Annotated in this window: 33 protein-coding genes; 31 read left to right on the top strand and 2 right to left on the bottom strand. The window is 43.4% G+C overall.

Annotation, left to right across the window (positions count from 1 at the left end; translation table 11 throughout):
* The first annotated feature begins 24 nt into the window (after positions 1-24).
* The 29 genes from rpsH to JI665_RS26175 all read left to right on the top strand — a co-directional run bounded on the left by rpsH (position 25) and on the right by JI665_RS26175 (position 21,084).
* Positions 25-423, top strand: a complete 399-nt coding sequence (rpsH, locus tag JI665_RS26315) for a 30S ribosomal protein S8 (RefSeq protein WP_035332289.1) — start codon at positions 25-27, stop codon at positions 421-423.
* A gap of 31 nt (positions 424-454) precedes the next feature.
* Entirely contained in the window at positions 455-991 is a 537-nt protein-coding gene (gene rplF, locus JI665_RS26310; RefSeq protein WP_206845689.1) for a 50S ribosomal protein L6, read from the top strand.
* Positions 992-1,023: 32 nt separating this feature from the next.
* Positions 1,024-1,386 carry a 50S ribosomal protein L18 gene (rplR, locus tag JI665_RS26305; protein WP_035332285.1) on the top strand — a complete coding sequence of 121 codons (363 nt, stop codon included), beginning with the start codon at positions 1,024-1,026 and terminating at the stop codon, positions 1,384-1,386.
* 24 nt (positions 1,387-1,410) lie between these two features.
* Positions 1,411-1,911, top strand: coding sequence for a 30S ribosomal protein S5 (rpsE, locus tag JI665_RS26300; protein WP_009336597.1), 501 nt, complete (start codon positions 1,411-1,413; stop codon positions 1,909-1,911).
* Between the two features lie 13 nt (positions 1,912-1,924).
* Entirely contained in the window at positions 1,925-2,107 is a 183-nt protein-coding gene (gene rpmD / locus JI665_RS26295) for a 50S ribosomal protein L30 (RefSeq protein WP_009336598.1), read from the top strand.
* 32 nt (positions 2,108-2,139) lie between these two features.
* Positions 2,140-2,580: a 50S ribosomal protein L15 gene (rplO, locus tag JI665_RS26290; RefSeq protein WP_206845687.1), complete on the top strand. Its 441-nt coding sequence runs from the start codon at positions 2,140-2,142 to the stop codon at positions 2,578-2,580.
* The gene (gene secY, locus JI665_RS26285) at positions 2,580-3,875 is read left to right on the top strand and encodes a preprotein translocase subunit SecY (protein WP_009336600.1); all 1,296 of its coding nucleotides are present in this window, start codon (positions 2,580-2,582) and stop codon (positions 3,873-3,875) included. Before rplO ends, secY begins: the two co-directional genes overlap by 1 nt.
* A 59-nt stretch (positions 3,876-3,934) precedes the next feature.
* Entirely contained in the window at positions 3,935-4,585 is a 651-nt protein-coding gene (locus JI665_RS26280) for an adenylate kinase (protein WP_009336601.1), read from the top strand.
* Positions 4,582-5,328: a type I methionyl aminopeptidase gene (gene map, locus JI665_RS26275; protein WP_206845686.1), complete on the top strand. Its 747-nt coding sequence runs from the start codon at positions 4,582-4,584 to the stop codon at positions 5,326-5,328. The genes JI665_RS26280 and map overlap by 4 nt, the downstream gene beginning before the upstream one ends.
* 16 nt (positions 5,329-5,344) lie before the next feature.
* Complete coding sequence (locus tag JI665_RS26270; RefSeq protein WP_206845683.1) at positions 5,345-5,680, top strand: KOW domain-containing RNA-binding protein; 336 nt, start codon at positions 5,345-5,347, stop codon at positions 5,678-5,680.
* The gene (infA, locus tag JI665_RS26265; RefSeq protein WP_009336604.1) at positions 5,658-5,876 is read left to right on the top strand and encodes a translation initiation factor IF-1; all 219 of its coding nucleotides are present in this window, start codon (positions 5,658-5,660) and stop codon (positions 5,874-5,876) included. Before JI665_RS26270 ends, infA begins: the two co-directional genes overlap by 23 nt.
* Positions 5,877-5,911: 35 nt before the next feature.
* The gene (gene rpmJ, locus JI665_RS26260) at positions 5,912-6,025 is read left to right on the top strand and encodes a 50S ribosomal protein L36 (RefSeq protein WP_000868344.1); all 114 of its coding nucleotides are present in this window, start codon (positions 5,912-5,914) and stop codon (positions 6,023-6,025) included.
* Positions 6,026-6,048: 23 nt separating this feature from the next.
* A complete protein-coding gene (gene rpsM / locus JI665_RS26255) occupies positions 6,049-6,414 on the top strand; it encodes a 30S ribosomal protein S13 (protein ID WP_009336605.1) in 366 nt (121 codons plus the stop codon).
* Positions 6,415-6,436: 22 nt separating this feature from the next.
* A complete protein-coding gene (gene rpsK / locus JI665_RS26250) occupies positions 6,437-6,826 on the top strand; it encodes a 30S ribosomal protein S11 (protein ID WP_009336606.1) in 390 nt (129 codons plus the stop codon).
* Positions 6,827-6,999: 173 nt separating this feature from the next.
* Positions 7,000-7,944 carry a DNA-directed RNA polymerase subunit alpha gene (locus JI665_RS26245; RefSeq protein WP_009336607.1) on the top strand — a complete coding sequence of 315 codons (945 nt, stop codon included), beginning with the start codon at positions 7,000-7,002 and terminating at the stop codon, positions 7,942-7,944.
* A gap of 78 nt (positions 7,945-8,022) precedes the next feature.
* Positions 8,023-8,385 (top strand): 50S ribosomal protein L17, encoded by a 363-nt coding sequence (gene rplQ, locus JI665_RS26240; protein ID WP_009336608.1) that lies wholly within the window; start codon positions 8,023-8,025, stop codon positions 8,383-8,385.
* A gap of 594 nt (positions 8,386-8,979) precedes the next feature.
* Complete coding sequence (locus JI665_RS26235; protein WP_206845682.1) at positions 8,980-9,819, top strand: energy-coupling factor ABC transporter ATP-binding protein; 840 nt, start codon at positions 8,980-8,982, stop codon at positions 9,817-9,819.
* Positions 9,795-10,664: an energy-coupling factor ABC transporter ATP-binding protein gene (locus JI665_RS26230; RefSeq protein WP_206845679.1), complete on the top strand. Its 870-nt coding sequence runs from the start codon at positions 9,795-9,797 to the stop codon at positions 10,662-10,664. Before JI665_RS26235 ends, JI665_RS26230 begins: the two co-directional genes overlap by 25 nt.
* Positions 10,661-11,458, top strand: a complete 798-nt coding sequence (locus JI665_RS26225) for an energy-coupling factor transporter transmembrane component T family protein (RefSeq protein WP_206845677.1) — start codon at positions 10,661-10,663, stop codon at positions 11,456-11,458. The genes JI665_RS26230 and JI665_RS26225 overlap by 4 nt, the downstream gene beginning before the upstream one ends.
* A gap of 12 nt (positions 11,459-11,470) precedes the next feature.
* Positions 11,471-12,208, top strand: coding sequence for a tRNA pseudouridine(38-40) synthase TruA (gene truA / locus JI665_RS26220; RefSeq protein WP_206845675.1), 738 nt, complete (start codon positions 11,471-11,473; stop codon positions 12,206-12,208).
* A gap of 234 nt (positions 12,209-12,442) precedes the next feature.
* Positions 12,443-12,880, top strand: coding sequence for a 50S ribosomal protein L13 (gene rplM, locus JI665_RS26215; protein WP_009336613.1), 438 nt, complete (start codon positions 12,443-12,445; stop codon positions 12,878-12,880).
* 20 nt (positions 12,881-12,900) lie between these two features.
* Positions 12,901-13,293: a 30S ribosomal protein S9 gene (gene rpsI / locus JI665_RS26210; protein WP_009336614.1), complete on the top strand. Its 393-nt coding sequence runs from the start codon at positions 12,901-12,903 to the stop codon at positions 13,291-13,293.
* 361 nt (positions 13,294-13,654) lie between these two features.
* Complete coding sequence (gene proC / locus JI665_RS26205) at positions 13,655-14,497, top strand: pyrroline-5-carboxylate reductase (protein WP_206845673.1); 843 nt, start codon at positions 13,655-13,657, stop codon at positions 14,495-14,497.
* A 36-nt stretch (positions 14,498-14,533) separates the two neighbouring features.
* Entirely contained in the window at positions 14,534-15,652 is a 1,119-nt protein-coding gene (gene proB / locus JI665_RS26200) for a glutamate 5-kinase (protein WP_206845670.1), read from the top strand.
* Between the two features lie 19 nt (positions 15,653-15,671).
* Positions 15,672-16,940, top strand: coding sequence for a glutamate-5-semialdehyde dehydrogenase (locus tag JI665_RS26195; protein ID WP_206845667.1), 1,269 nt, complete (start codon positions 15,672-15,674; stop codon positions 16,938-16,940).
* A 178-nt stretch (positions 16,941-17,118) separates the two neighbouring features.
* Positions 17,119-18,432, top strand: coding sequence for an HYR domain-containing protein (locus JI665_RS26190; protein ID WP_206845665.1), 1,314 nt, complete (start codon positions 17,119-17,121; stop codon positions 18,430-18,432).
* Positions 18,433-18,617: 185 nt separating this feature from the next.
* Positions 18,618-19,061, top strand: coding sequence for a YbaK family protein (locus JI665_RS26185; RefSeq protein WP_206845662.1), 444 nt, complete (start codon positions 18,618-18,620; stop codon positions 19,059-19,061).
* A 101-nt stretch (positions 19,062-19,162) separates the two neighbouring features.
* Positions 19,163-19,885 (top strand): N-acetylmuramoyl-L-alanine amidase CwlD, encoded by a 723-nt coding sequence (gene cwlD / locus JI665_RS26180; RefSeq protein WP_206845718.1) that lies wholly within the window; start codon positions 19,163-19,165, stop codon positions 19,883-19,885.
* Positions 19,886-20,025: 140 nt separating this feature from the next.
* Positions 20,026-21,084, top strand: coding sequence for an Mrp/NBP35 family ATP-binding protein (locus tag JI665_RS26175; protein WP_206845660.1), 1,059 nt, complete (start codon positions 20,026-20,028; stop codon positions 21,082-21,084).
* A gap of 47 nt (positions 21,085-21,131) precedes the next feature.
* On the opposite strand, the gene gerD is transcribed toward JI665_RS26175, so the two are convergent.
* Positions 21,132-21,773: a spore germination lipoprotein GerD gene (gene gerD, locus JI665_RS26170; RefSeq protein ID WP_206845658.1), complete on the bottom strand. Its 642-nt coding sequence runs from the start codon at positions 21,771-21,773 to the stop codon at positions 21,132-21,134.
* A gap of 147 nt (positions 21,774-21,920) precedes the next feature.
* Between gerD and JI665_RS26165 the strand changes: the two genes are divergently transcribed.
* Entirely contained in the window at positions 21,921-22,553 is a 633-nt protein-coding gene (locus JI665_RS26165) for a KinB-signaling pathway activation protein (protein ID WP_206845657.1), read from the top strand.
* A gap of 18 nt (positions 22,554-22,571) precedes the next feature.
* On the opposite strand, the gene pdaB is transcribed toward JI665_RS26165, so the two are convergent.
* Positions 22,572-23,324, bottom strand: a complete 753-nt coding sequence (gene pdaB / locus JI665_RS26160) for a polysaccharide deacetylase family sporulation protein PdaB (protein WP_206845655.1) — start codon at positions 23,322-23,324, stop codon at positions 22,572-22,574.
* A gap of 144 nt (positions 23,325-23,468) precedes the next feature.
* Here pdaB and JI665_RS26155 point away from each other — a divergent pair, with 144 nt between their 5' ends.
* On the top strand, positions 23,469-23,699 hold the full coding sequence (locus JI665_RS26155; protein WP_206845653.1) for a hypothetical protein: 231 nt from the start codon (positions 23,469-23,471) through the stop codon (positions 23,697-23,699).
* Positions 23,700-23,971: the final 272 nt, after the last annotated feature.

The raw sequence follows: 23,971 nt of genomic DNA, 5'->3' as shown, positions 1-23,971 counted from the left end.
AAGCATGGGAAGGAGGTAAAAACAATGGTCATGACAGATCCAATTGCAGACTTGCTAACTCGCATCCGTAATGCGAACATGGTTCGTCACGAAAAATTAGAAGTTCCTGCTTCTAACATCAAGAAAGAAATTGCAGAGATCTTAAAGCGTGAAGGTTTTGTACGTGATGTTGAGCTTATCGAGGATAACAAGCAAGGCATCATCCGCATTTTCTTAAAATACGGTTCAAACAACGAACGCGTTATCACTGGTCTTAAGCGTATCAGTAAGCCTGGTCTTCGTGTATACGCAAAGGCTGATGAAGTACCTCGCGTACTTAACGGTCTTGGAATCGCACTAGTTTCTACTTCTCAAGGAGTTATCACTGATAAAGAAGCCCGCGCTAAACAAGTCGGCGGAGAAGTATTAGCATACGTTTGGTAATAGAGTTTTTCATGAATGGAGGTGCAATTAAATGTCTCGTATAGGTAAAAAACCAATCGAAATTCCATCTGGTGTTACTGTTACTAATGACAATAACACTGTTACTGTGAAGGGTCCTAAAGGTGAACTTTCCCGTTCATTCAACCAGGATATCGAAATCAAGGTGGAGGAGAACGTAATCAACGTTTCCCGTCCATCTGATGCGAAAGAACACCGCGCATTGCACGGAACTACTCGCGCACTTCTAGCTAACATGGTTGAAGGTGTGTCAAAAGGATTCGAAAGAGGACTAGAGCTTATCGGTGTCGGTTACCGTGCTCAAAAACAAGGCAAAAAGCTTGTTTTAAACGTTGGTTACTCTCATCCTGTTGAAATCGAGCCTGAAGAAGGTATTGAAGTTGAAGTACCATCTAACACAAAGATCATTGTTAAAGGTACTAGCAAAGAGCGTGTTGGCGCATTGGCTGCCAACATCCGTGATGTTCGTCCTCCAGAGCCTTACAAAGGTAAAGGTATCCGCTATGAAGGCGAATATGTTCGTCGTAAAGAAGGTAAAACTGGTAAGTAATGCCGCTTAGGTAAACGAAAGGAGTGACCGAAATGATTACGAAGGCTGATAAAAATGCAGTTCGTAAGAAAAGACATGCTCGTGTGCGTGCGAAACTTTCTGGAACTGCGGCTCGTCCTCGTTTAAATGTGTATCGTTCAAACAAGCACATTTATGCTCAACTTATTGATGATGTAAACGGAGTTACTGTAGCAAGTGCTTCTACACAAGATAAAGAAGTAAACCTTGATGCAACTGGCAACGTTGATGCAGCAGTTAAGGTCGGAGAATTAGTTGCAAAGCGCGCAGTCGAAAAAGGCGTTAAAGCTGTCGTTTTCGATCGTGGTGGCTATCTATATCATGGACGTGTTCAAGCATTAGCTGATGCAGCACGTGAAAATGGTTTAGAATTTTAATAGACAAAGGAGGGACACAAAAAGATGCGTCGTATTGATCCAAACAAACTTGAACTTGAAGAGCGCGTAGTTACGGTTAATCGTGTAGCAAAGGTTGTTAAAGGTGGACGTCGTTTTCGTTTCTCTGCTCTTGTAGTAGTAGGTGACAAAAACGGTCACGTTGGCTTTGGTACAGGTAAAGCACAGGAAGTTCCTGAAGCAATCCGCAAAGCTATTGAAGATGCTAAGAAAAACTTAGTCGAAGTACCTATGGTTGGAACTACAATTCCTCACCAGGTAATCGGTCACTTCGGTGCTGGAGAAATCCTTCTTAAGCCTGCTTCTGAAGGTACTGGAGTAATCGCCGGAGGTCCTGTTCGTGCGGTTCTGGAATTAGCTGGTGTTGGTGATATCTTATCTAAATCTTTAGGTACTAACACACCAATCAACATGGTTCGCGCCACTTTGAACGGTTTAACTCAATTAAAACGTGCTGAGGACGTAGCGAAATTACGTGGTAAATCAGTAGAAGAACTGTTAGGATAAGGAGGGATATCAAATGGCGAATAAACTAGAAGTAACCCTCACTCGCAGCGTGATTGGTCGCCCGCAAGACCAGCGCGAAACAGTTAAGGCTCTTGGCTTACGCAAAATGCACCAAACAGTTGAGCATCAAGATAATCCTGCTATCCGCGGAATGATCAACAAAGTTGCTCACCTTGTTGTGGTAAAAGAAAAATAATTCTATTCTTCTACAAATAAGGAGGTGCCAACATGAAACTTCATGAATTAAAGCCTGCAGAAGGTTCTCGTGGGGAACGCAAACGCAAAGGCCGTGGTATCGGTTCCGGTAATGGTAAAACTGCTGGTAAGGGTCATAAAGGTCAAAACGCTCGTTCTGGCGGCGGTGTCCGTCCTGGATTCGAGGGTGGTCAAACACCTTTATTCCAACGCTTGCCTAAGCGCGGTTTCACTAACATCAACCGTAAAGAATACGCGGTTGTGAACCTTGATGCTTTAAACCGTTTCGAAGATGGAGCAGAAGTAACTCCTGAGCTTCTTATCGAAACTGGTGTAGTAAGCAACGAAAAAGCAGGAATCAAGATTCTTGCAAAAGGCAAAGTTGAGAAAAAGCTTACAGTTAAAGCTCATAAATTCTCCTCTGCTGCGAAGGAAGCTATCGAAGCTGCCGGCGGTCAAACTGAGGTGATTTAATGTTTCAGACAATCTCCAATTTTATGCGTGTGGGTGATATAAGACGAAAGATTATTTTCACCCTTTTAATGCTGATTGTATTTCGCATCGGTACATTTATCCCTGTACCGGGCGTAAATGCAGATCTATTAAAAGCCCAGGATGAACTTAATGTATTCGGTGTTCTGAATACATTCGGCGGCGGGGCGCTCCTAAACTTCTCGATTCTTGCGATGGGCATCATGCCGTACATTACGGCATCCATTATTGTTCAGCTTCTGCAGATGGATGTTGTTCCCAAGTTTACGGAATGGTCAAAGCAGGGTGAGGTTGGACGCCGTAAGTTAGCTCAGTTTACCCGTTACTTTACTATCGTGCTTGGTTTTATCCAGGCTCTCGGTATGTCTTATGGGTTTAATAACCTAGCAGGCGGAATGCTGATTGAGAATCCGGGAATTACCTCTTATCTATTGATTGCTGTAGTTTTGACTGCCGGAACTGCATTTTTAATGTGGCTTGGTGAGCAGATTACATCAAAAGGTGTAGGCAATGGCATTTCCATCATTATCTTTGCTGGTATCGCAGCTGGTATTCCTTCAACGGTTAACCAGATCTATGCTCAGCAATTTGAAAATGCAGGAGAGCAGCTATTCCTTCGCATTGTGACAGTCGTGCTTATTCTGGTTGCAGTCATTGCTATTGTTGTGGGAACGATCTTCATCCAACAGGCATTAAGAAAGATTCCTATTCAATACGCTAAGCGTGTAACAGCAGGAAAAAATTCTGCTGGCGGACAATCAACTCATCTTCCGTTAAAAGTTAATGCAGCTGGTGTAATTCCAGTAATCTTTGCGATTTCATTCATTATCACGCCAAGAACCATTGCTGGTTTCTTCGAGCAGAATGATGTAACGCTATGGATTCAAAGAATATTTGACTACACGTCTCCAATCGGAATGGTCATTTATAGTGCATTAATCATTGCTTTTACTTATTTCTATGCTTTCATTCAGGTAAATCCGGAACAAGTTGCGGAAAACCTGAAGAAGCAGGGCGGTTATATCCCGGGCATCCGTCCAGGAAATAACACGCAGGAATATTTAACTCGCGTCTTATACCGTTTAACATTGGTCGGTGCGCTCTTCCTGACAGTCATTTCAATCCTGCCGGTATTCTTCATTAATATCGCCGGATTGCCTGAATCTGCGCAAATTGGAGGCACAAGCCTGCTGATCGTTGTCGGTGTTGCACTTGAAACGATGAAGCAGCTTGAAGCACAGCTCGTTAAGCGTCATTATAAAGGTTTCATTAAATAACTTGGTTGTAGGGGACAGCATGTTCCCTTATACCATTTAGAGACTAGGGGGAAATTGACGTGAATTTAGTTTTAATGGGGCTCCCTGGTGCCGGAAAAGGTACACAAGCCGAGAAGATCGTCCAAAAATACGGCATCCCTCATATCTCTACTGGAGATATGTTCCGTGCGGCTATTAAAGACGAAACGGACCTAGGCCTTAAAGCAAAATCATTCATGGATAAAGGCGAGCTTGTTCCTGATGAAGTAACAATCGGCATTGTCCGTGAACGTTTAAGCAAGGATGATTGCGAAAAAGGCTTTTTGCTGGATGGGTTCCCAAGAACAGTTGCCCAAGCAGATGCCCTTGAAAACATCCTTTCTGATTTGAATAAGAAAATTGATTATGTCATTAATATTGATGTTGATCAGAGCATTCTAATGGAACGTCTTACCGGACGCCGTATCTGTAAAGACTGCGGAGCTACTTATCATTTAGTATTCAATCCGCCAGCGAAGGACGGAGTGTGCGATCGCTGCGGCGGTGAGCTGTATCAGCGTGCTGATGATAATGAAGCTACTGTTCAGAATAGACTTGACGTCAATATTAAACAGACAAAGCCGTTGCTCGATTTCTACGAAACGAAAGGATATCTGCGCAATATTGATGGTCAGCAAGATATTAATAAAGTATTTTCTGATCTTGATGCTTTGCTCGGGGGCTTACAATGATCATTTGCAAAACCCCGCGTGAACTTGATATAATGCGTGAGGCCGGCAGGATCGTAGCACTTACACACCAGGAGCTGAAGAAACATATTGTACCCGGCATCACAACCCGCGAACTGGATGATATTGCTGATCAGTTTATCCGTAAACACGATGCAATCCCGTCTTTTAAAGGGTATAATGGTTTCCGCGGCAGCATTTGTGCTTCAGTTAATGATGAACTTGTTCATGGGATTCCTGGTGCTCGAGTTTTAAATAACGGTGATATAATCAGCATTGATATCGGTGCTAAATATAACGGTTATCATGGTGACTCAGCCTGGACTTATGCTATTGGCCAAATTGATGAGGACTCCGAGCGTCTGATGGATGTGACAGAGGAATCATTATATAAAGGTCTTGAAGAAGCAAAACCGGGTGAGCGCTTGTCGAACATCTCCCATGCTATCCAAACGTATGCGGAATCTAATGGCTTTTCCATTGTACGCGAGTATGTCGGCCATGGAGTAGGGCAAGACTTACATGAGGATCCTCAAATTCCTCATTATGGACCGCCTAACAGAGGGCCGCGCTTAAAGCCGGGTATGGTACTTGCTATTGAACCTATGGTGAATGCAGGAAGTCGTTATGTTAAAACCTTAACCGATAACTGGACAGTTGTGACTGTTGACGGTAAAAGGTGTGCCCATTTTGAGCATACAATAGCGATCACTGAATCCGGTTATGAAATATTAACAAAAGCCTAAGGTGCAGGTGATTCCATTGGTTGGTTCTGATACGAATCCGCAGCCTGGTCAAATTGTTTTGATCAAAAGCGGGCGTGACGCTGGTCAATATGCTATAATTATAAGGTTGATGGATGAAAGGTTTGTTATGCTTGCTGACGGCGGCAGGAAGAAATTCGATTGCCCGAAGAAAAAGAACATTCAGCATCTGCAATTGCTTAATTATATCTCTCCAGAAGTTCAGACCAGTCTCAAGGAGACCGGCCGTGTAACAAACGGAAAGTTGCGCTTTGCGCTTGCAAAGTATGCAAATGAATTCGTATATGACATGAAGAAGGGAGAATCGTTCAATGGCGAAAGACGATGTAATTGAAATAGAAGGCACAGTTGTTGATACTTTGCCAAATGCAATGTTTAAGGTAGAATTAGAAAATGGTCATACAGTGCTAGCTCATGTATCCGGTAAGATCCGTATGCACTTCATCCGCATTTTACCTGGAGATAAAGTAACAGTTGAGCTATCTCCATATGATTTAACACGCGGTAGAATCACATATCGTTTTAAATAATCATTGCACTCCGTACTATTAAGGAGGTTAGGATAATGAAAGTAAGACCATCAGTTAAACCAATCTGCGAAAAGTGTAAAGTTATCCGCAGACGTGGAAAAGTAATGGTTATCTGTGAAAACCCTAAACATAAACAAAAACAAGGTTAATTTGAAGGAGGTGCGCTTATACAATGGCACGTATTGCTGGTGTAGATGTTCCACGTGAAAAACGTGTAGTAATCTCATTAACTTATATCTTTGGTATTGGTAAATCTACAGCTCAAAAAGTTTTGGCTGAAGCTGGTGTTTCTGAAGACACTCGTGTTCGTGATCTTACAGAAGATGAACTTAACAAAATCCGTGACATCATCGACAAATTGAAAGTTGAAGGTGACCTTCGCCGTGAGGTATCACTTAACATCAAACGTCTAATGGAGATCGGAAGCTATCGCGGTCTACGTCATCGCCGTGGTTTACCGGTTCGCGGACAAAACACTAAAAACAACGCTCGTACTCGCAAAGGTCCTCGTAAGACTGTAGCGAACAAGAAGAAATAATCGGTAAAGGAGGTAACTTTAAATGGCTCGTAAAACTAATACACGTAAGCGTCGTGTGAAAAAGAATATTGAACAAGGTATTGCACATATCCGTTCTACTTTCAATAACACAATCGTAACTATCACTGATGTTCATGGAAATGCTGTTTCCTGGTCAAGTGCTGGAGCTCTTGGATTCAAAGGTTCTCGTAAATCTACTCCATTCGCAGCGCAAATGGCAGCTGAAACTGCAGCTAAAACTTCTCAGGAACACGGTATGAAATCCCTTGAAGTAACTGTTAAAGGACCTGGTGCAGGACGTGAAGCTGCTATCCGTGCTCTTCAAGCTGCTGGTCTAGAAGTTACTGCTATCAGAGACGTAACTCCAGTTCCTCATAACGGATGTCGTCCACCAAAACGCCGCCGTGTATAATTTTTCTGTATAGAATTTGTATCCTTGTCTATAATGGGATATGATACTAAATTTTTAGTTATACAGAACAATTATTCCAGTTGTTGTGCACAAAACGGGAACGTATACATGGGGGAATTTCGGTTAGAGATTGCTAGCCGGGGTTTCGACGTTTTGAAGGAGGGTATATTTTGATGATCGAAATAGAAAAACCAAAAATCGAAACGGTTGAGATCAGCGATGATGCCAAATACGGCAAGTTCGTCGTCGAGCCACTTGAGCGTGGATATGGTACAACTTTGGGTAACTCCTTACGTCGTATCCTTTTATCCTCACTCCCAGGTGCCGCTGTCACATCGATACAAATTGATGGGGTACTTCATGAGTTCTCAACAATTGAAGGCGTCGTAGAAGATGTAACATCTATCATTTTAAACATTAAAAAACTAGCACTTAAAATCTACTCTGATGAAGAAAAAACATTGGAAATCGATGTTCAGGGTGAAGGTGTAGTGAAGGCAGCTGACGTAACTCATGACAGCGATGTTGAAATCCTTAATCCGGATCTTCATATTGCTACCCTAGGTTCGAATGCCCACCTGCGCATGCGTTTAACTGCAAGACGCGGACGAGGCTATACACCAGCTGACCAAAACAAGAGAGAAGATCAGCCAATCGGTGTGATTCCTATCGATTCCATCTACACTCCAGTATCTCGCATTTCTTATCAGGTAGAGAATACACGTGTGGGTCAAATGACTAACTATGATAAGTTAACATTCGATGTTTGGACTGACGGAAGTACAGGTCCTCAAGATGCGGTTGCACTTGGAGCGAAGATCTTAACTGAGCATTTGAATATCTTTGTCGGTTTAACTGATGAAGCTCAAAATGCCGAAATCATGGTTGAAAAAGAAGAAGACCAAAAAGAAAAAGTACTTGAGATGACAATTGAAGAACTTGACTTATCTGTACGTTCTTACAACTGCTTAAAGCGCGCTGGCATCAATACTGTTCAGGAATTAGCCAATAAGACTGAAGAGGATATGATGAAGGTCCGTAACTTGGGCAGAAAGTCACTTGAGGAAGTAAAGCATAAATTAGAAGATCTTGGACTGGGCTTACGTAAAGACGATTGATTGATGTGAATTGATCCATCATCTTTATATGTTTGCTTTCAGCAGATTGAATGACTTCAACAAAGGAGGGAAACTTTCATGGGATACAGAAAGTTAGGACGCACTAGCTCACAACGTAAAGCTATGCTGCGTGACTTAGCAACAGATCTAATCATCAATGAGCGCATCGAAACAACTGAAGCTCGTGCAAAAGAACTTCGTTCAGTTGTTGAGAAAATGATCACTCTTGGAAAGCGCGGCGACTTGCATGCACGCCGTCAAGCAGCTGCTTTTGTTCGCAATGAGGTAGCCAACGCTGAAACTGACCAGGATGCAGTTCAAAAATTATTCAGCGACATCGCAACTCGTTATGAAGAGCGCCAAGGCGGATACACTCGTATTATGAAGCTTGGACCTCGTCGTGGAGACGGTGCGCCAATGGTAATCATCGAGTTAGTATAATTTTTTAAGGAAAGGGCGCGGGACGGTTTCATTGAACTTGTTCTTTGCCCTTTTTCTATAAGACCGGCTGTTTCCTTAATATGTTAGAAACGCCCATATCAGGCCAAGAACGAGCGTTACGATGAGCATGTACAGCTATTAAACAGGGATGGTTGAGTAATAGATTCCCCCTCACTTGGTACACTGTCTTGTCTAGCTCATGCACCTCTTCCGGAAAGAAGATTTGCGCCCGGCAGTTTTACTGCCTGACGGAAAGAGGTGCAGGCTTTTTTAAATTCTGTTAGTTCATAAACCATAAGGAAATCGAGGTCTCTGAACAGTCATACAATAGCAAGAACCAACCACCATACTGCGTCAGTATGAGCTTTTAATAGGGAGGCATAATAGGCATCCGATAAGCTTAGATAGCAGAAATCCAGATGTTGTTGTGTATTACAAGTGTGGGAGAATGGTATCATTCAGCGCTTGCTATCCGGTAACATAACCTATTATCGAACTATTTAAAGCTCGCCAAGAATGGCGGGTTTTTTCATTAGGATAAAAATATTAGAGCAGAGCTGAAATAGAGAAGCAGAGCTGAGAGGAGGACTTCACATGAACGAGCCGCTGGTAGAATTGAAAGATGTTTCGTTTAAGTACGATGCAGAGGCTGGATATGCGCTGCACAATGTCTCTTTCAATATATTGAAAGGGGAATGGCTTGCTATTGTTGGCCATAATGGTTCGGGGAAATCAACACTGGCCAAACTGCTGAATGGCCTGCACTTTCCTCTGAAAGGCAGTATTGCAGTAGGCGGAATTCCATTGACCGAAGAGACCGTCTGGGAAACCAGAAAGAAGATCGGCATGGTTTTTCAGAATCCGGATAACCAGTTTGTCGGAACGACTGTACAGGATGATGTGGCTTTTGGTTTAGAAAACCATGGAATTGAAAGAAATGACATGGTTCAGCGTGTTGCGCAATCACTGGAGAAAGTCAAAATGGAACAATTTCTTAATCAAGAGCCGCACCATCTATCTGGCGGCCAGAAACAAAGGGTGGCCATTGCCGGCGTCATCGCCCTAAGGCCGGACATTATAATTCTGGACGAGTCAACCTCCATGCTTGATCCAAGAGGGCGTGAAGAGGTGCTTGAAACCGTCAGAGAGCTGAAGCAGGACTATCATATGACAGTCATCTCCATCACACATGATTTGGAGGAAGCTGCAAAGGCTGATCGCATCGTGGTTATGAACAGAGGACAGTTATATCGGGAAGGTTCACCTGAGGAAATCTTTCAAATGGATGAAGAGCTTGTAAAGCTGGGCCTGGATATTCCTTTTCCTGTGAAGCTAAGCAAGATATTAAGAGAAAAAGGATTGCAGCTAACAAGGCATTATTTATCTGAAGAAGAGTTGGTGGAAGAATTATGGACATCTCACTCCAAAATGTAGAATACCGGTATCAGGTCAATACGCCATTTGAACGACTCGCCATAAAGGATGTTTCCATTGATATTCCATCAGGCACGTTTCTGGCAATCATCGGGCATACCGGATCAGGCAAATCGACTGTCCTCCAGCATTTAAATGCCCTGCTTAAACCGACAGAAGGCCAGGTAGTGATTGGAGAGCGTCTGATCACCTCGCAAAAGAAACAAAAAACCCTGAAGGAAATCCGCCAAAGGGTCGGCATCGTGTTTCAATTTCCTGAGCATCAGCTGTTTGAGGAAACAGTCGAGAAAGATATATGCTTTGGTCCGATGAACTTCGGAGTGTCAGAAGAGGAAGCCAAAAAAAGAGCAAGAGCGGCCATAAGCCAGGTTGGCCTGCCGGAGGAAATTTTACACAAGTCCCCATTTGACCTGTCAGGCGGCCAAATGAGACGGGTGGCGATAGCCGGAGTGCTGGCAATGGAGCCTGATGTCATTGTCCTGGATGAGCCTACTGCAGGGCTTGACCCTCGGGGCAGAAAAGAAATCATGGATATGTTCTACAGCCTGCATGGTACAAGAGGGCTATCGACAGTGCTCGTGACACATAGCATGGAGGACGCCTCCCGCTATGCTGATCAGATTGTCATCATGCACAACGGTGAAGTGTACAGAAAAGGAACGCCTAAAGAAATCTTTTCTTCTCCGGAAGGCTTGCTGAAGCTTGGCCTCGATGTTCCGGAGGTTGTCCGTTTTCAGCTTAAAATGGAAAAATCACTTAACATCCGTTTCTCTAAGACATGTCTGACCATGGATGAGCTGACGGATGAGATTGCTGCTGCGATGAAAAGGGGGACGCCAAAATGATGGATAAAATGATTTTTGGGCGCTATGTTCCGGCAGAGTCTGTCCTGCACAGGATGGATCCCCGTTCTAAGCTAGTCCTTATTTTCTTATTCGTGTGCATTGTCTTCCTGGCAAATAATATGCTGACATACGGCTTACTGACGGTTTACACCTTTTTGATGATTGCTTTATCGAAGGTGCCAATCCGGTTTATTTATACAGGGCTAAAGCCGGTCCTTCTGCTTGTTATTTTTACATTATTCCTTCACTTGTTTTTGACAAAAGAGGGTGAAGTCCTCTTCCGTTTTGGATGGATTACAATCTATGAGGAAGGTTTGAGACAGGGGATTTTCATATCATTGCGCTTCTTCCTGCTCATTCTGATGACTTCCATTCTGACTTTGACAACGACTCCGATTGAAATAACGGATGGTCTGGAAAGCCTGCTGGCTCCATTGAATAAAATCAAGTTTCCGGTGCATGAACTGGCGTTAATGATGTCTATTTCTCTACGCTTTATCCCGACACTTATGCAGGAAACGGATAAAATCATGAAAGCTCAGACAGCCAGGGGAGTCGATTTTTCAAGCGGCCCGATTAAAGAACGTATTAAAGCCATTATTCCTCTCTTAATCCCTTTGTTTGTCAGTTCGTTTAAACGGGCTGAGGAGCTTGCTGTAGCGATGGAGTCACGCGGCTATAGAGGCGGAGAAGGCAGAACGAAATACAGGCAGCTTAACTGGGGTCTGAAGGATACGGCAATGCTGGCAATGCTTGCAGTCCTGACTCTGGTGTTAATCCTGCTGAGGGCGTAATGAGGTGACCTTATGCAAAGATTTAAATGTATTATAACGTATGACGGCACCCATTTCGCAGGCTATCAGGTGCAGCCTGGCAAGCGGACTGTTCAAGGAGAGCTGGAGAGGGCCTTAAAGAAGCTTCATAAAGGAGAAGACATCAAGGTCACAGCCTCAGGCAGAACTGATGCGGGTGTCCATGCAAAGGGCCAGGTGATCCATTTCGATTCCCCTTTGAATATTCCTATTGAAAAATGGGAAATCGCCCTTAATTCCCTGCTGCCGGATGAGGTGGCCATAGTAGGGGCTGAGACAGTGCCTGATGACTTTCATGTCCGTTTTGATGCGAAAGGGAAGGAATATCGTTACTTCGTGCATCGCTCATCCAGGAGAGACCCTTTTAAACGGCATTATGCCTATCAGTACCCCTATCCCTTAAATACGGATGCTATCAAACAAGCGGCAGCGGATTTAATAGGGACACATGATTTTACAAGCTTCTGCTCCGCTAAGACGGAAGTGGAGGATAAGGTCAGGGAACTACAGGAGATAGAGGTGCACGAAAAAGAGGATATGCTCATCTTCCGCTTTAGAGGCACCGGATTCTTATATAATATGGTCCGCATCCTGGCCGGCACACTGCTTGAAGTTGGCTCAGGGGAAAGAGACCCCGATTCCATGCCATCTGTTCTTAAAGAAAAAAACAGATCAGCTGCCGGAAAAACAGCGCCTCCCCAAGGTTTATATTTGTGGAAAGTTTTTTATTAAAATTTTGGAAAAAACAATTGAGGAACCGCGAGGGCGCGTTGTAAAGCCAAACTCATATAAAAAAAGATTTTAAAACAACTAAACCAGGTGTAACATTCGCTTGACATTGGACTGTCAAAGTTATATTATAGCATATGGTATTATTATTAAAACCACGATAAGCCCCGGAACTTATTGTGTCGAATAGATAAACCAAAAAATGATTATGAATGGAATTATTAGGAGGGAAAACTGATGCGTACAACGTTTATGGCGAATTCAAACAATATCGAACGTAAATGGTACGTGATTGATGCTGAAGGCAAAACTCTTGGTCGTCTTGCTAGTGAAGTTGCATCAATTCTACGTGGTAAACATAAACCAACTTATACACCACATGTTGATACTGGTGATCATGTAATTCTTATCAATGCTTCAAAAATCGAACTTACTGGGAAAAAGCTTACTGACAAGATCTACTACCGTCACAGCATGCACCCAGGCGGTCTAAAAACAAGAACTGCTCTTGAAATGCGTACAAACTACCCTGAGAGAATGCTTGAGCTTGCAATCAAAGGCATGCTTCCAAAGAACTCTCTTGGTCGTCAAATGTTCAAGAAATTACACGTATATGCTGGTAGCGAACATAAGCACCAAGCACAACAACCTGAAGTTTACGAACTTCGTGGATAATTTTTAGGGAGGTTATTAACTTGGCACAGGTTCAATATATTGGTACTGGTCGTCGTAAGAGCTCCGTTGCACGTGTTCGTTTAGTTCCAGGCGACGGTAAAATCATCATCAATGGTCGTGAAATCACAGATTACATTCCTTTTGCAGCTTTACGTGAAGTTGTAAAACAGCCGCTTGTAGCTACTGAAACTGTTAACAGCTACGACATTCTTGTAAATGTAAACGGCGGTGGATACACTGGTCAAGCTGGCGCAATCCGCCACGGCATCGCTCGTGCATTGCTTCAAGCAGATCCAGAATTCCGTCCAACATTAAAGCGCGCAGGACTATTAACTCGTGACGCACGTATGAAAGAGCGTAAGAAATACGGTCTTAAAGGTGCTCGTCGTGCTCCTCAGTTCTCAAAGCGTTAATCATCAACACTTCAAAGGCTCTCAACCGTTTTGGTTGGGAGTTTTTTTATTTCTTATTTTATTTATCTGAGGCTTTTTTATTCCGTACTGCTCAGCCGGTTGACCGGGCCTTTTTTGTACACTTATGACAAATTGGAAATTATTTTATTGCAAATATCGGCCTGAGAGAGGATTATTCACGCTGAGAGAGCCTCAGTGAATCTTAGGCCAATGATGTTAGCGTTTTCATTCACTATCTCGCCCATATCCTCCTGTCTTTCCCCAATACCCTTGAATATGTATTTGAGCATGTTACGATAGATAACGTTGATGAAATACGAACGGTTATACGAACAGTTTGTTTATTTTAAGGAGGATGTCCATGTTAGCTAATAAAAATATTGCTTTTTTAGGAGCAGGGTCAATGGCGGAATCAATGATTTCGGGAGTCATGACAGCTGAGAAAATGTCACCTGATCGAGTATTTGTAACGAATAGGAGCAATGCAGACAGACTGGAAGAGATTCATGATAATTATAATGTGAGTGCGATGCCGCAAAGCGAGCTTCCATTTGAGCAGATCGATTTATTCATTTTAGCCATGAAACCAAAAGGTGCAGAGGAAGCCCTGCGATCGATTAAAGATAAATTAAATCCCGGCCAGGTGGTTCTTTCAGTTTTGGCAGGTATTACAACTGAGTTCATGGAAGACCATTTAAATCCGGGACAGCAGGTTGTACGTGTGATGCCGAATACTTCAAGCATGATTCAGGAATCTGCAACGGCTGTCGTGGCAGGCAAGAATACCAGCTTGGCTAATGTGGAATTGGTTAAGGAATTGCTCGAATGCATGGGGGAAGTGTATATCATCGATGAAGACCAGATGGATGTTTTTACGGGATTAGCCGGAAGCGGTCCTGCTTACTTTTATTATCTGATGGAAAATATGGAGCGGGTAGGGGTGCAAAAAGGCATGGATGAAGAGACTGTACGAAAAATTGTCGCCCAGACGATTTTTGGAGCAGCTAAGATGGTGCTTGAAAAGGAAGAAGCTCCAACTTCTCTTAGAGAGAAAGTGACCTCGCCAAATGGCACAACTGCTTCAGGGCTCGAAGCTTTAAGGAGATACAATGGAGGCGAAGCCATCACACAGGCAGTGGAGCATGCCGCCAAACGTTCAAAGGAGATCAGCGAAGAATTGGAAGGCGCCCTTGTCACTTCCTAAGGGAGATGGGATTTATAAGTTCACAGGAGGTATTGGATGTTGAGTAAAGAAAAGCAGATAAAAAGAGTTGTTATTAAGATCGGAAGCAGCTCACTAACAAGCATGCATGGGGAGATCAGCCGCAGAAAGCTTGAAAAATTTGCAGAGCAAATTGTCGAGCTGAAGGATGCTGGCTATGAAACAGCTGTCGTGTCATCAGGTGCTGTAGCTGCAGGCTATCGGAAGCTCGGCTGCCTTGACCGTCCTTCTTCCCTTCCGGAAAAACAGGCTGCTGCTTCAATTGGCCAGGGTCTATTAATGGAATCTTACTCAGAACTCTTTTTATCTCATGGGTATGTCGCTTCACAAATCTTAATTACCAGAAGCGATTTCTCCGATGAAAAGCGTTATGGCAACATGCATAACACCATGAATGTGCTGCTTGAGCGTGGAATCATCCCGATTATAAATGAAAATGACACGGTTACGGTCGACCGTTTACGCTTCGGGGACAATGATACCCTGGCGGCAAAAGTGGCCGGTCTGATCGATGCTGATTTATTGATTATTTTATCAGACATTGACGGTCTCTATGATAGCAACCCCAATGACAATCCTGGTGCAAGTCTTCTGGAGAGGGTTCACAGCATTACACCTGAAATTGAAGCTGCTGCTGGAGGATCTGGAAGTGCTGTAGGAACAGGCGGCATGAAGTCAAAAATCCAGGCAGTGAAAATTGCAATGGCTGCGGGAATTGATTCCTTTTTAGGAAAAGCAGGTACAGAACATATCTTAATGGAAGCTGTGGAAGGCAGGGCGAAAGGAACCTACTTCAACCCGGAACCGGATGCATTCAATCTGGATAATCAGAAACAGTGGATTGCATTCCACTCAGGCCCTGAAGGCAAGGTGACCATCAGCTCCCATGGGATAGAAGCGATTGTGGATCATCAAGAAAACCTGTACTGCTCTGATATTCAGGAGGTCAAAGGGCGATTTAAGGATGGTGCGGTCGTCCGCATTATGGATGAAGAGGGTAAAGAAATCGGCCTCGGCCGCATTAATTATTCAAACGAACAGTTAGGTAACCATACAGCAGGTGAAGAGCTGGAACCGGCCATTGCTCAGGAAACGTTTGTATGTTCCCGCGACTTTAAGCTGCCGGCACTTGTTTAAACTTTTTAGGAGGGATTCAATGGCTACTGCATCAGCAGTAAAGATCAATAATGTAGAAGAACAGGCAAAAAAGGCCAGGAAGGCTGCCAAAACATTAAGTGTTTTAACAACTGAAGAAAAGAACGAAGCACTCTATACAGTTGCAGATGCGCTGGAGACTGGATGTGAATCGATTCTTGCAGCTAATATGGCCGATCTTGAAAATGGCAGGGAAAAAGGATTCGAAGAGGCATATATGGATCGGCTGTCATTATCGAAGGAGCGGGTTTATGAATTTGCAGATGGCCTTCGCCAGGTAGCTGAACTTCCCGATCCAATTGGAGATGTCATGTCTAGCTGGACGTTGGATAATGGGCTTAAGGTGGAGGAGGTCCGTGTTCCGCTTGGTGTCATCGGCATGATCTATGAAGCAAGACCTAATGTAACTGCCGATGCGGCAGGTCTTGCTTTGAAATCAGGAAATGCCATTGTCTTAAAAGGCGGATCATCAGCACTGAATTCGAATCAGGCTATAGTAAAGATTATTCATGATGCTCTTGAAAATACGAAGATACCTAAACAAGCTGTCCAATTCATTGCCACAGCAGACAGAGAAGCAACAAAGCAGCTGTTCACCATGAAAGAGCATATTGATGTCTTAATTCCGAGAGGCGGCGCATCCCTCATTAAAGCAGTGGTTGAGAATGCGACGGTGCCTGTACTCGAAACAGGAGTTGGGAACTGCCATATCTATGTAGATAAGCAAGCAGATCCGGAAAAAGCGATCAGTATCCTGATTAATGCCAAAACCGACCGTCCCGCAGTCTGCAATGCGGCAGAAACGCTGATTGTACATGAAGCATGGATGGATCAGCATAAAGAATTGCTTGCAGAAGCTCTGAAGAAACACGGGATAACTGTACATGGTGATGACTCTGCAGCAGCTGCATTGCCTGATGTGGTACCCGCAGATGGCAGCGATTGGGCCAATGAATATTTAAGCCTGGACTTAGCTGTAAAAACCGTGAATAGTCTTGAACAGGCCATCGATCATATTGATCAATATGGCACAAGGCATTCAGAGGCGATTATTACCGAAAATGGGGAAACAGCCAAAAAGTTCATGCAGCTTACAGATGCTGCGGCGCTGTACCATAATGCTTCGACGAGATTCACAGATGGAGGAGCTCTTGGCTTTGGAGCTGAAATCGGCATTTCCACACAGAAGCTCCATGCGAGAGGGCCGATGGGGCTGCCGGCATTAACAACCCGAAAATATTTGATGACTGGAAACGGGCAAATTAGGTAATCGCATATTTATGAAAAGCCTCAGCTATTAGCTGAGGCTTTTCATATGGAAATTGCAGTTGATTAGTAAAAAAATTGGGCCGACATAGCTTGTTCGGTATACATATTATACAAAATAAGGAAATCCCTTATGCTTTTATCAAATTTTTTTTGTGCATGAAAGGAGACCGGAATAATAAATGAGCAGAACTTTGGCTTGGGGAGATAATAATTTTGGCCAGCTTGGGATCGGCAGATTCGGGGGCAGCAGAGCGATTCCAGTTCCAGTGAGGAATCTTGACAGTGCAATTGCTGTATCTGGAAGAGGGAATCATAGTCTTGCCCTCCTTGCAGATGGAACCATTAGGGCATGGGGAAGCAATGATTTTGGGCCACTGGGGGACGGTTCAAACACCAGTCGAAATGTACCAGTGCGTGTAAGAGGGATATCAGATGCAGTTGCCATTTCAGCTGGCGAACAGCATAGTCTCGCTCTTCTCGCAGATGGGACCATTAGGGCATGGGGACGAAACCTGGAAGGCCAGCTTGGGAACGGAACAAATATTAACAGCAATATCCCTGTCAGGGTAAACGGAATTACTAATGCCAGGATGATAGCCGCAGGAAATGATCATAGCCTTGCCCTTCGCAGAGACGGGGGGTTAGAGGCATGGGGCAGCAATGATAGGGGCCAATTAGGGGACGAGAGTACAATTAACAGTAATACTCCTGTTGAGATTATTGTACCGGTACCGTCTGACCTTATCGCCATTGCAGCCGGAAGGGTTCATAGTCTGGCTCTTCGTGCAAATGGAACAGGCCTTGCTTGGGGCGGGAACGAAGATGGCCAGCTAGGGACAGGGGATAATGTAGATCAAGTGGTACCAGCAGAGATTGATGATCTGGATGATGCGGTAGCCATTGCAGCTGGCAGGGACCACAGCGTGGCTCTTAGGTCAGATGGAAGGATTATGGCCTGGGGAAGAAACGTGGAAGGTCAGCTTGGAAATGGTTCAAATATAAACAGGAATACCCCGATATTCGTTATAGGGATCAGCGATGCAGTTGCCATTGCAGCCGGTGATAATCACAGTCTTTCCATACTTTCAGATGGAACCTCCAGAACTTGGGGTGATAACAGTTTTGGCCAATTGGGGGACGGGACAACTGGCGGTACCAGCAATGTGCCTGTCCAGGTGAGCGGGATTGAAAATGTCTTAGAAATTTCCGGAGGTCGTGCACATAGTTTAGCCATACAATTTTCCTGCCCGCCAGACATTTCAGTTTTCAATGATCCTGGCCAGCGTGGGGCATTTGTGAATTACACACAGCCTATTGCAAATCCAGGGGATTTTATTGTTTGCAATCCGGCACCTGGATCATTCTTTCCTCTAGGTTCAACTACAGTGACATGTACAATAACTCAGCCTTCTGGAATTACAAGGAACTGTTTATTTAATGTTCGAGTTATTATGGATCCCTGCCGCTTTTTAAGTAATAGATGTTTTAGATAAACCGAGTTGAGTGGCTGATTGGGTTAATCGTTTAAAGATCTTTGAGATGCTCAAGCTCGTGAGGTGCCCATCAAGACAATTCATTCGCATCCTGCCAAAATAAAAAATTGGCAGTCCAATCACTGCTCATTTTTGAATTTCTCACCGACTGCAGATAAAGACTATCTTAAAGGGGTGAGAAAGCAGTGACAGTCATAACGACGTTCAAAGAGAAAAAAAGAGAAAAGCAGATCAAATATGAAAAATCCGTCCTTCGGGAAATTTCGATAAAAGCGTTAAAAGAGAAAGTACAGAAATTTTTTGGCTCTTCCAGATTTGTCTCCGGTCTGATGATGAATGCCGGAATTGAGGAGGCCTGCTATGATGTAGCGATTGAAGCTTATTTGCTCGGGGCTAACTACAGCCGTTTTGGGAGCTATGGCGAATCGCTGGATCAGGTCCGCCATAGATGTGAAAAAGAGTATAAGCATTTAGTGGATACATTATATAACTTTTTCCTTTATTGGGGTCATGGTTCGGAAGCGGTAATGAGCGAATCCCTTTATTATATGTGTGAGCAATATGTAAGCAGCTGGTGGTCGGAAGGATTCAATAAAGGGGAGAGAAGGCATAAATTGCGTCTCCACTGAAAAGTGCAATGTTAAAAGGGGTGTCCTGATCAAAGTTCTAGATCTCCATCTTGTCCCATATATTGAAATGAGGATAAGCAGGAGGGGACTGATTGGGACATATGAAGAAAAAATTAAAAATAGGCGGGTTTGCGATCGGGCTTATCGTCCTTTTTCTTATTTTGCAATATGACTTTACGGATGATGATTCCTGGGATTCGTGGAATCTGCCTTTAACAGGAAAGATTATCTTGCTTGATCCCGGCCATGGCGGTCCGGATGGCGGGGCAGGCGATGAAGGAGCACTCGAGAAAGATATCGCATTGGATGTATCATTAAAAGTAAGGGATTACCTCCAGGAGCAGGGAGCTCTTGTGCTGATGACGAGGGAGGAAGACAGAGACCTCGCACCAGAGGGAACCAGGGGTTACAGCCGGAGAAAAGTAGAAGACCTGAAGAAACGGCTTGAAATGATCAATACTTCTAATTCTGATTTTTATGTCAGCATTCATTTAAATTCAATTCCTTCCCCCAGGTGGAGCGGAGCGCAGACTTTCTATGCACCGGGGATTAAGGAAAATGCCAAAGCTGCAAAGTTCATACAGGACGAACTCCGACGCAACCTGGAGAATACAAAGCGGAACTCGAAGCCTTTAAACAATGTATTCATTTTAAAATACGCCAAAAAGCCAGGTGTCTTAGTAGAAGTGGGATTCTTATCAAATCCGGGGGAACGGGCTAATTTGAAAACTGATGAATATCAGGATAAAATAGCCGCCTCCATCTACAATGGAATCATGCGCTACTATACCAATGAAAAAGAACTGACTGAAACATGGGAATGAAAAGGTGCTGAGAAAGTGCCTTTTCTTTTTATTGATGCAGGGAAATAGTGAATGTATTTCTGGTGTGATAGAATTAACAGTATAGAATATTCAATATGTTATACTAAAATGGAAACGAATACAGAAGGCGGGTGCAATGTATGTTAACTGAACAGAAAGTCAAAGAAGCTTTAAGCGGCTTGCAGGAACCATTTATACATAGAACATTGGGTGAACTTAACGCCATTGAAGAAATCAAAATAAAGGAAGAAAAGAGTCATGTCAGCGTCAAGATTCAAATCGCCAAGACAGGTACAGCTGAACAGCTTCAGCTTCAGACTCAAGTCGTCAATCTTTTAAAAGAAGCAGGAGCCGCAACCGTTGGCATACGCTTCAGCGAGCTTCCTGATGAAGTGCTTTCACAATATAGAGAGGCAGCGTCTGAAGAAGACAAAGGCCTGCTTTCTCCTGGAAATAAAACTGAGTTTATTGCCATTGCCAGCGGAAAAGGAGGGGTCGGTAAATCCACTGTATCTGTAAACCTGGCTGTATCCCTGGCAAGGTTAGGGAAAAAGGTCGGCCTGATCGATGCCGATATTTATGGATTCAGTGTTCCTGATATGATGGGCATTACAAAGCGCCCCGTGGTCAGAGGAGAACGAATTCTGCCGGTTGAACGCTTTGGAGTAAAAGTGATCTCAATGGGCTTCTTTGTAGAAGATAATGCACCAATTATCTGGAGGGGCCCGATGCTTGGCAAAATGCTGAACAGCTTCTTCAATGAAGTAGAATGGGGCGATTTGGATTATCTTCTTCTTGATTTGCCTCCGGGTACAGGGGATGTGGCCCTGGATGTGCACACAATGCTCCCATCCTGCAAGGAGATCGTTGTGACAACTCCGCATCCTACAGCCGCATTTGTTGCTGCGAGAGCTGGTGCTATGGCACTTCGAACTGAGCATGAGATCCTGGGTGTTATTGAGAACATGGCCTACTTCGAGAGCCAATTGACTGGTGAAAGAGAGCACGTATTTGGTCAAGGCGGCGGTGAAAAGCTTGCTGAGGAACTGCGGACAGAAGTACTTGGCCAGCTGCCTCTTCAGCAGCCTGATTGGAATGAAGAAGACTTCGCTCCGTCCATTTATGATGAAGACCATAAGCTCGGACAGATTTATACAGATATCGCCCGCAAAGTTATCCAATCAATTGAAAGTAAGTAATGAAAGAAACCTCTTCCGAATTGGAAGAGGTTTTATTTTTAAAGGAGTTATGCTCCGCCTCCCTGGCCGCCACCGCCACCGCCTTGGTCTGCACCCTGGCCGCCGCCTTCACCGCCGCTTTCTTCACCGCCTTGCTGACCGCTTTTCGTTTCCTCTGCTGCTTTCAGAAGGATGTCCTGAATTTTCGCTTTAAAAAGCGGGCTTTCAAATGTCTCGGTCATTACTTTCTGTATATGCTCCCGATATTCCTTGCTTTTAAGGACATCCGTAACTTCTTTTTCGAGTTCGGGATCTTTAAGTACTTCTATCATCATTCCCCGATATTCAGGGTCTTTCATTAGATCTTTTAATAGCTGTTCATTTTCTTTCTGCATACTTTTTGCCATGCTTTCGGCAAACTTTGGATCATCAAAGGACTTCTTCCAAAACTCTGTACCTTTATCAGAGGTTAAGGTTTTTTCAATGGTATCGGCTACTACCTTTTGGTCCATGACCATCTTTTGCTGCATTTTTTCATCAGCCATCAATTCTTCGAGCGCCTTTTTTCCTTCATCGGTCTTTAATATATCTACAACCATTTTTTTAGTTTGCTCATAATCCATTTGGCCGCTGCCCGTTTCACCTTGGCCGCAGCCTGATATGAAAAACACTAGCGCTAATGGAAGGAGCAAACGGAATTTTTTTATCATGGTGAAGCTCCTTTCAGAGGTGTCCTTACCTTTAGAATGAAGAAATTCAGCAAATATTATGCGCTGGAAATACAATGCCTAGATTTTTCAAACTTTGGTTGGTACAATCATAAAGAATGAATTTATTTATTATGGGGGAAAAATAAATTGACAAGCCGTAATTGGGTAAAGCTTTTTATATCGACTCTTTTAGTTGGCGGATTAACAACTGGGGTTGTCGGATTTATTGTGCGCTGGGATGAATTTGCGCCTATTTTTACTGACTTCGATTTCCTTGAGATTCTGTCGGTATTCTTCTGGCTTATAGGTGTAGGATTAATATTCAGTATCATTAGTCAAATGGGCTTCTTTGCTTATTTGACAGTACACCGCTTTGGGCTGGGTATTTTTAAAGGATTGTGGAATCCTATTCAGATTGTTCTTATTTTATTTACTTTGTTTGACTTGGTTTATTTCCGCTATAAGGCTTTTGCGGGCGAAGGGGACAGCATGCTTCCGTATATTGGCTTAGCGGCATTTCTTCTTATAGTCGCGCTTGTGGTTGCAGCAATTAAAGCCAGACAGACTAATCAGCATGCATTTATTCCTGCAGTATTCTTTATGGTGGTTGTAACTGCCATTGAGTGGGTGCCGGTTTTAAGGGTAAATGAGGAAAGCTGGCTATATCTAATGCTGTTCCCATTACTAGTCTGCAACACCTATCAGCTGCTTATCCTTCATAAACTAAATAAAGATTCTCAAAAACAAAGAAGCAATATAGCTCAAAAGCCATCCAAGTAACGGATGGCTTTGTTTTGTTTATTTTATTTCACTTGTCTTCGTCTCAGCATTTGCAATCATTTCCGAAACGGAAACGAATTTGAGCCCTTTGGATTCTATATCGTCTAAAATGAGCGGAAGAGCTTTGGCTGTTTGTTTTGCAGAATCGGATGCATGAAGAAGTACGATATCTCCTTTTTTAGCCTTTGCTACATTTTCTGCAATCCTCTCTGCACCCGGATTGGTCCAATCCTTTGAATCAACACTCCAATGGACAACGGTATAGCCCATCCTATCAGCAACCTTTAACGTTTTTTTGTCAAAATGTCCTGTCGGGGCACGTACAAGCTTAATGTCTTTAATATTCAGCTTTCTAAATGCTTCCTGCGCCTTTGCAAGGTCTCTCCTGATCTTATCTTCTTCAAGCTCTGTATAATCTTCATAGCCATAGCCCAGAATTCCAATCTCGTACCCTTCTTTCACAATTCTTGAAACTAAATCCGGATGGCGTTCGGCCCAGGAGCCAGCCAGAAAAAAAGTCGCAGATTTAACATTCTCTTTTTTGAGAGTATCCAGTATGGTCTCTGCTTTTACATCCCCCCATCCAATATTAAAGGTGAGGGCTAAATCCTTTTCCCCTTTGTATATCGCTTTAGGCCCGTCTTTGGCTGAAAAAGCAGGCAAATGGACTATGCTCTGCATATAGAGGAACCAAGCCGTGAAAAATGATGCAATGACAACAAGCGAAATTTGTTTTAGTGACTTACCATTCAATACATAAAAAAAGTTCATAACAATTCACCTCGTCCGATACCTTCCTAATCCATACCTATGCTGAACTTGTCTCTTCCATGTATAAAAAATTCGCTCATAAAAAATCTTAAATGGAAAAATACTACAGAAAACAAATTGAAAAATTCACTGGAGGCCATCAAAATGATTGGAATGTTATTAAATCAGAAAGAGCTAAAAGAAATGGAGTATCTCATTAAAAGGGAAATGGACGAAATATTATTCGATTTAAAAGATGACAGGATCGACCACATTGTCAAAAGAGCCATGGAAGAACGATATAAAATTTTATTTTCATTATTTCAGCGTATGGCGACACCAGCAGATTGCCTTAAATACATGCGTTCCCGGCACCATCATGAAAAGAAGGGGTAATGTATATTTGTACTGAAGAAAAAAATACAAAAAAGCTGTTGACTTGTTATTTGTATCTTGGTATATTAATAAACGTCGCTGATGACCGATAGCACGAATAAAAACAACTTAAAAAAAGTTGTTGACGTCGAAGCTGACACGTGATATATTAATAAAGTCGCTTCTGAGCGGCGGATTGATCTTTGAAAACTGAACGAACAAAAACGTCAACGTTAATTCTTTAGTCTTTTTTGAAAAGACAACTTATGAGCTTAATCAACTCTTATATGGAG

The organism is Bacillus sp. NTK034, from assembly GCF_017303275.1.
In the GTDB taxonomy this organism is placed as follows: domain Bacteria; phylum Bacillota; class Bacilli; order Bacillales; family Cytobacillaceae; genus Cytobacillus.
This window is presented reverse-complemented; position numbering and strand designations above follow the sequence as displayed.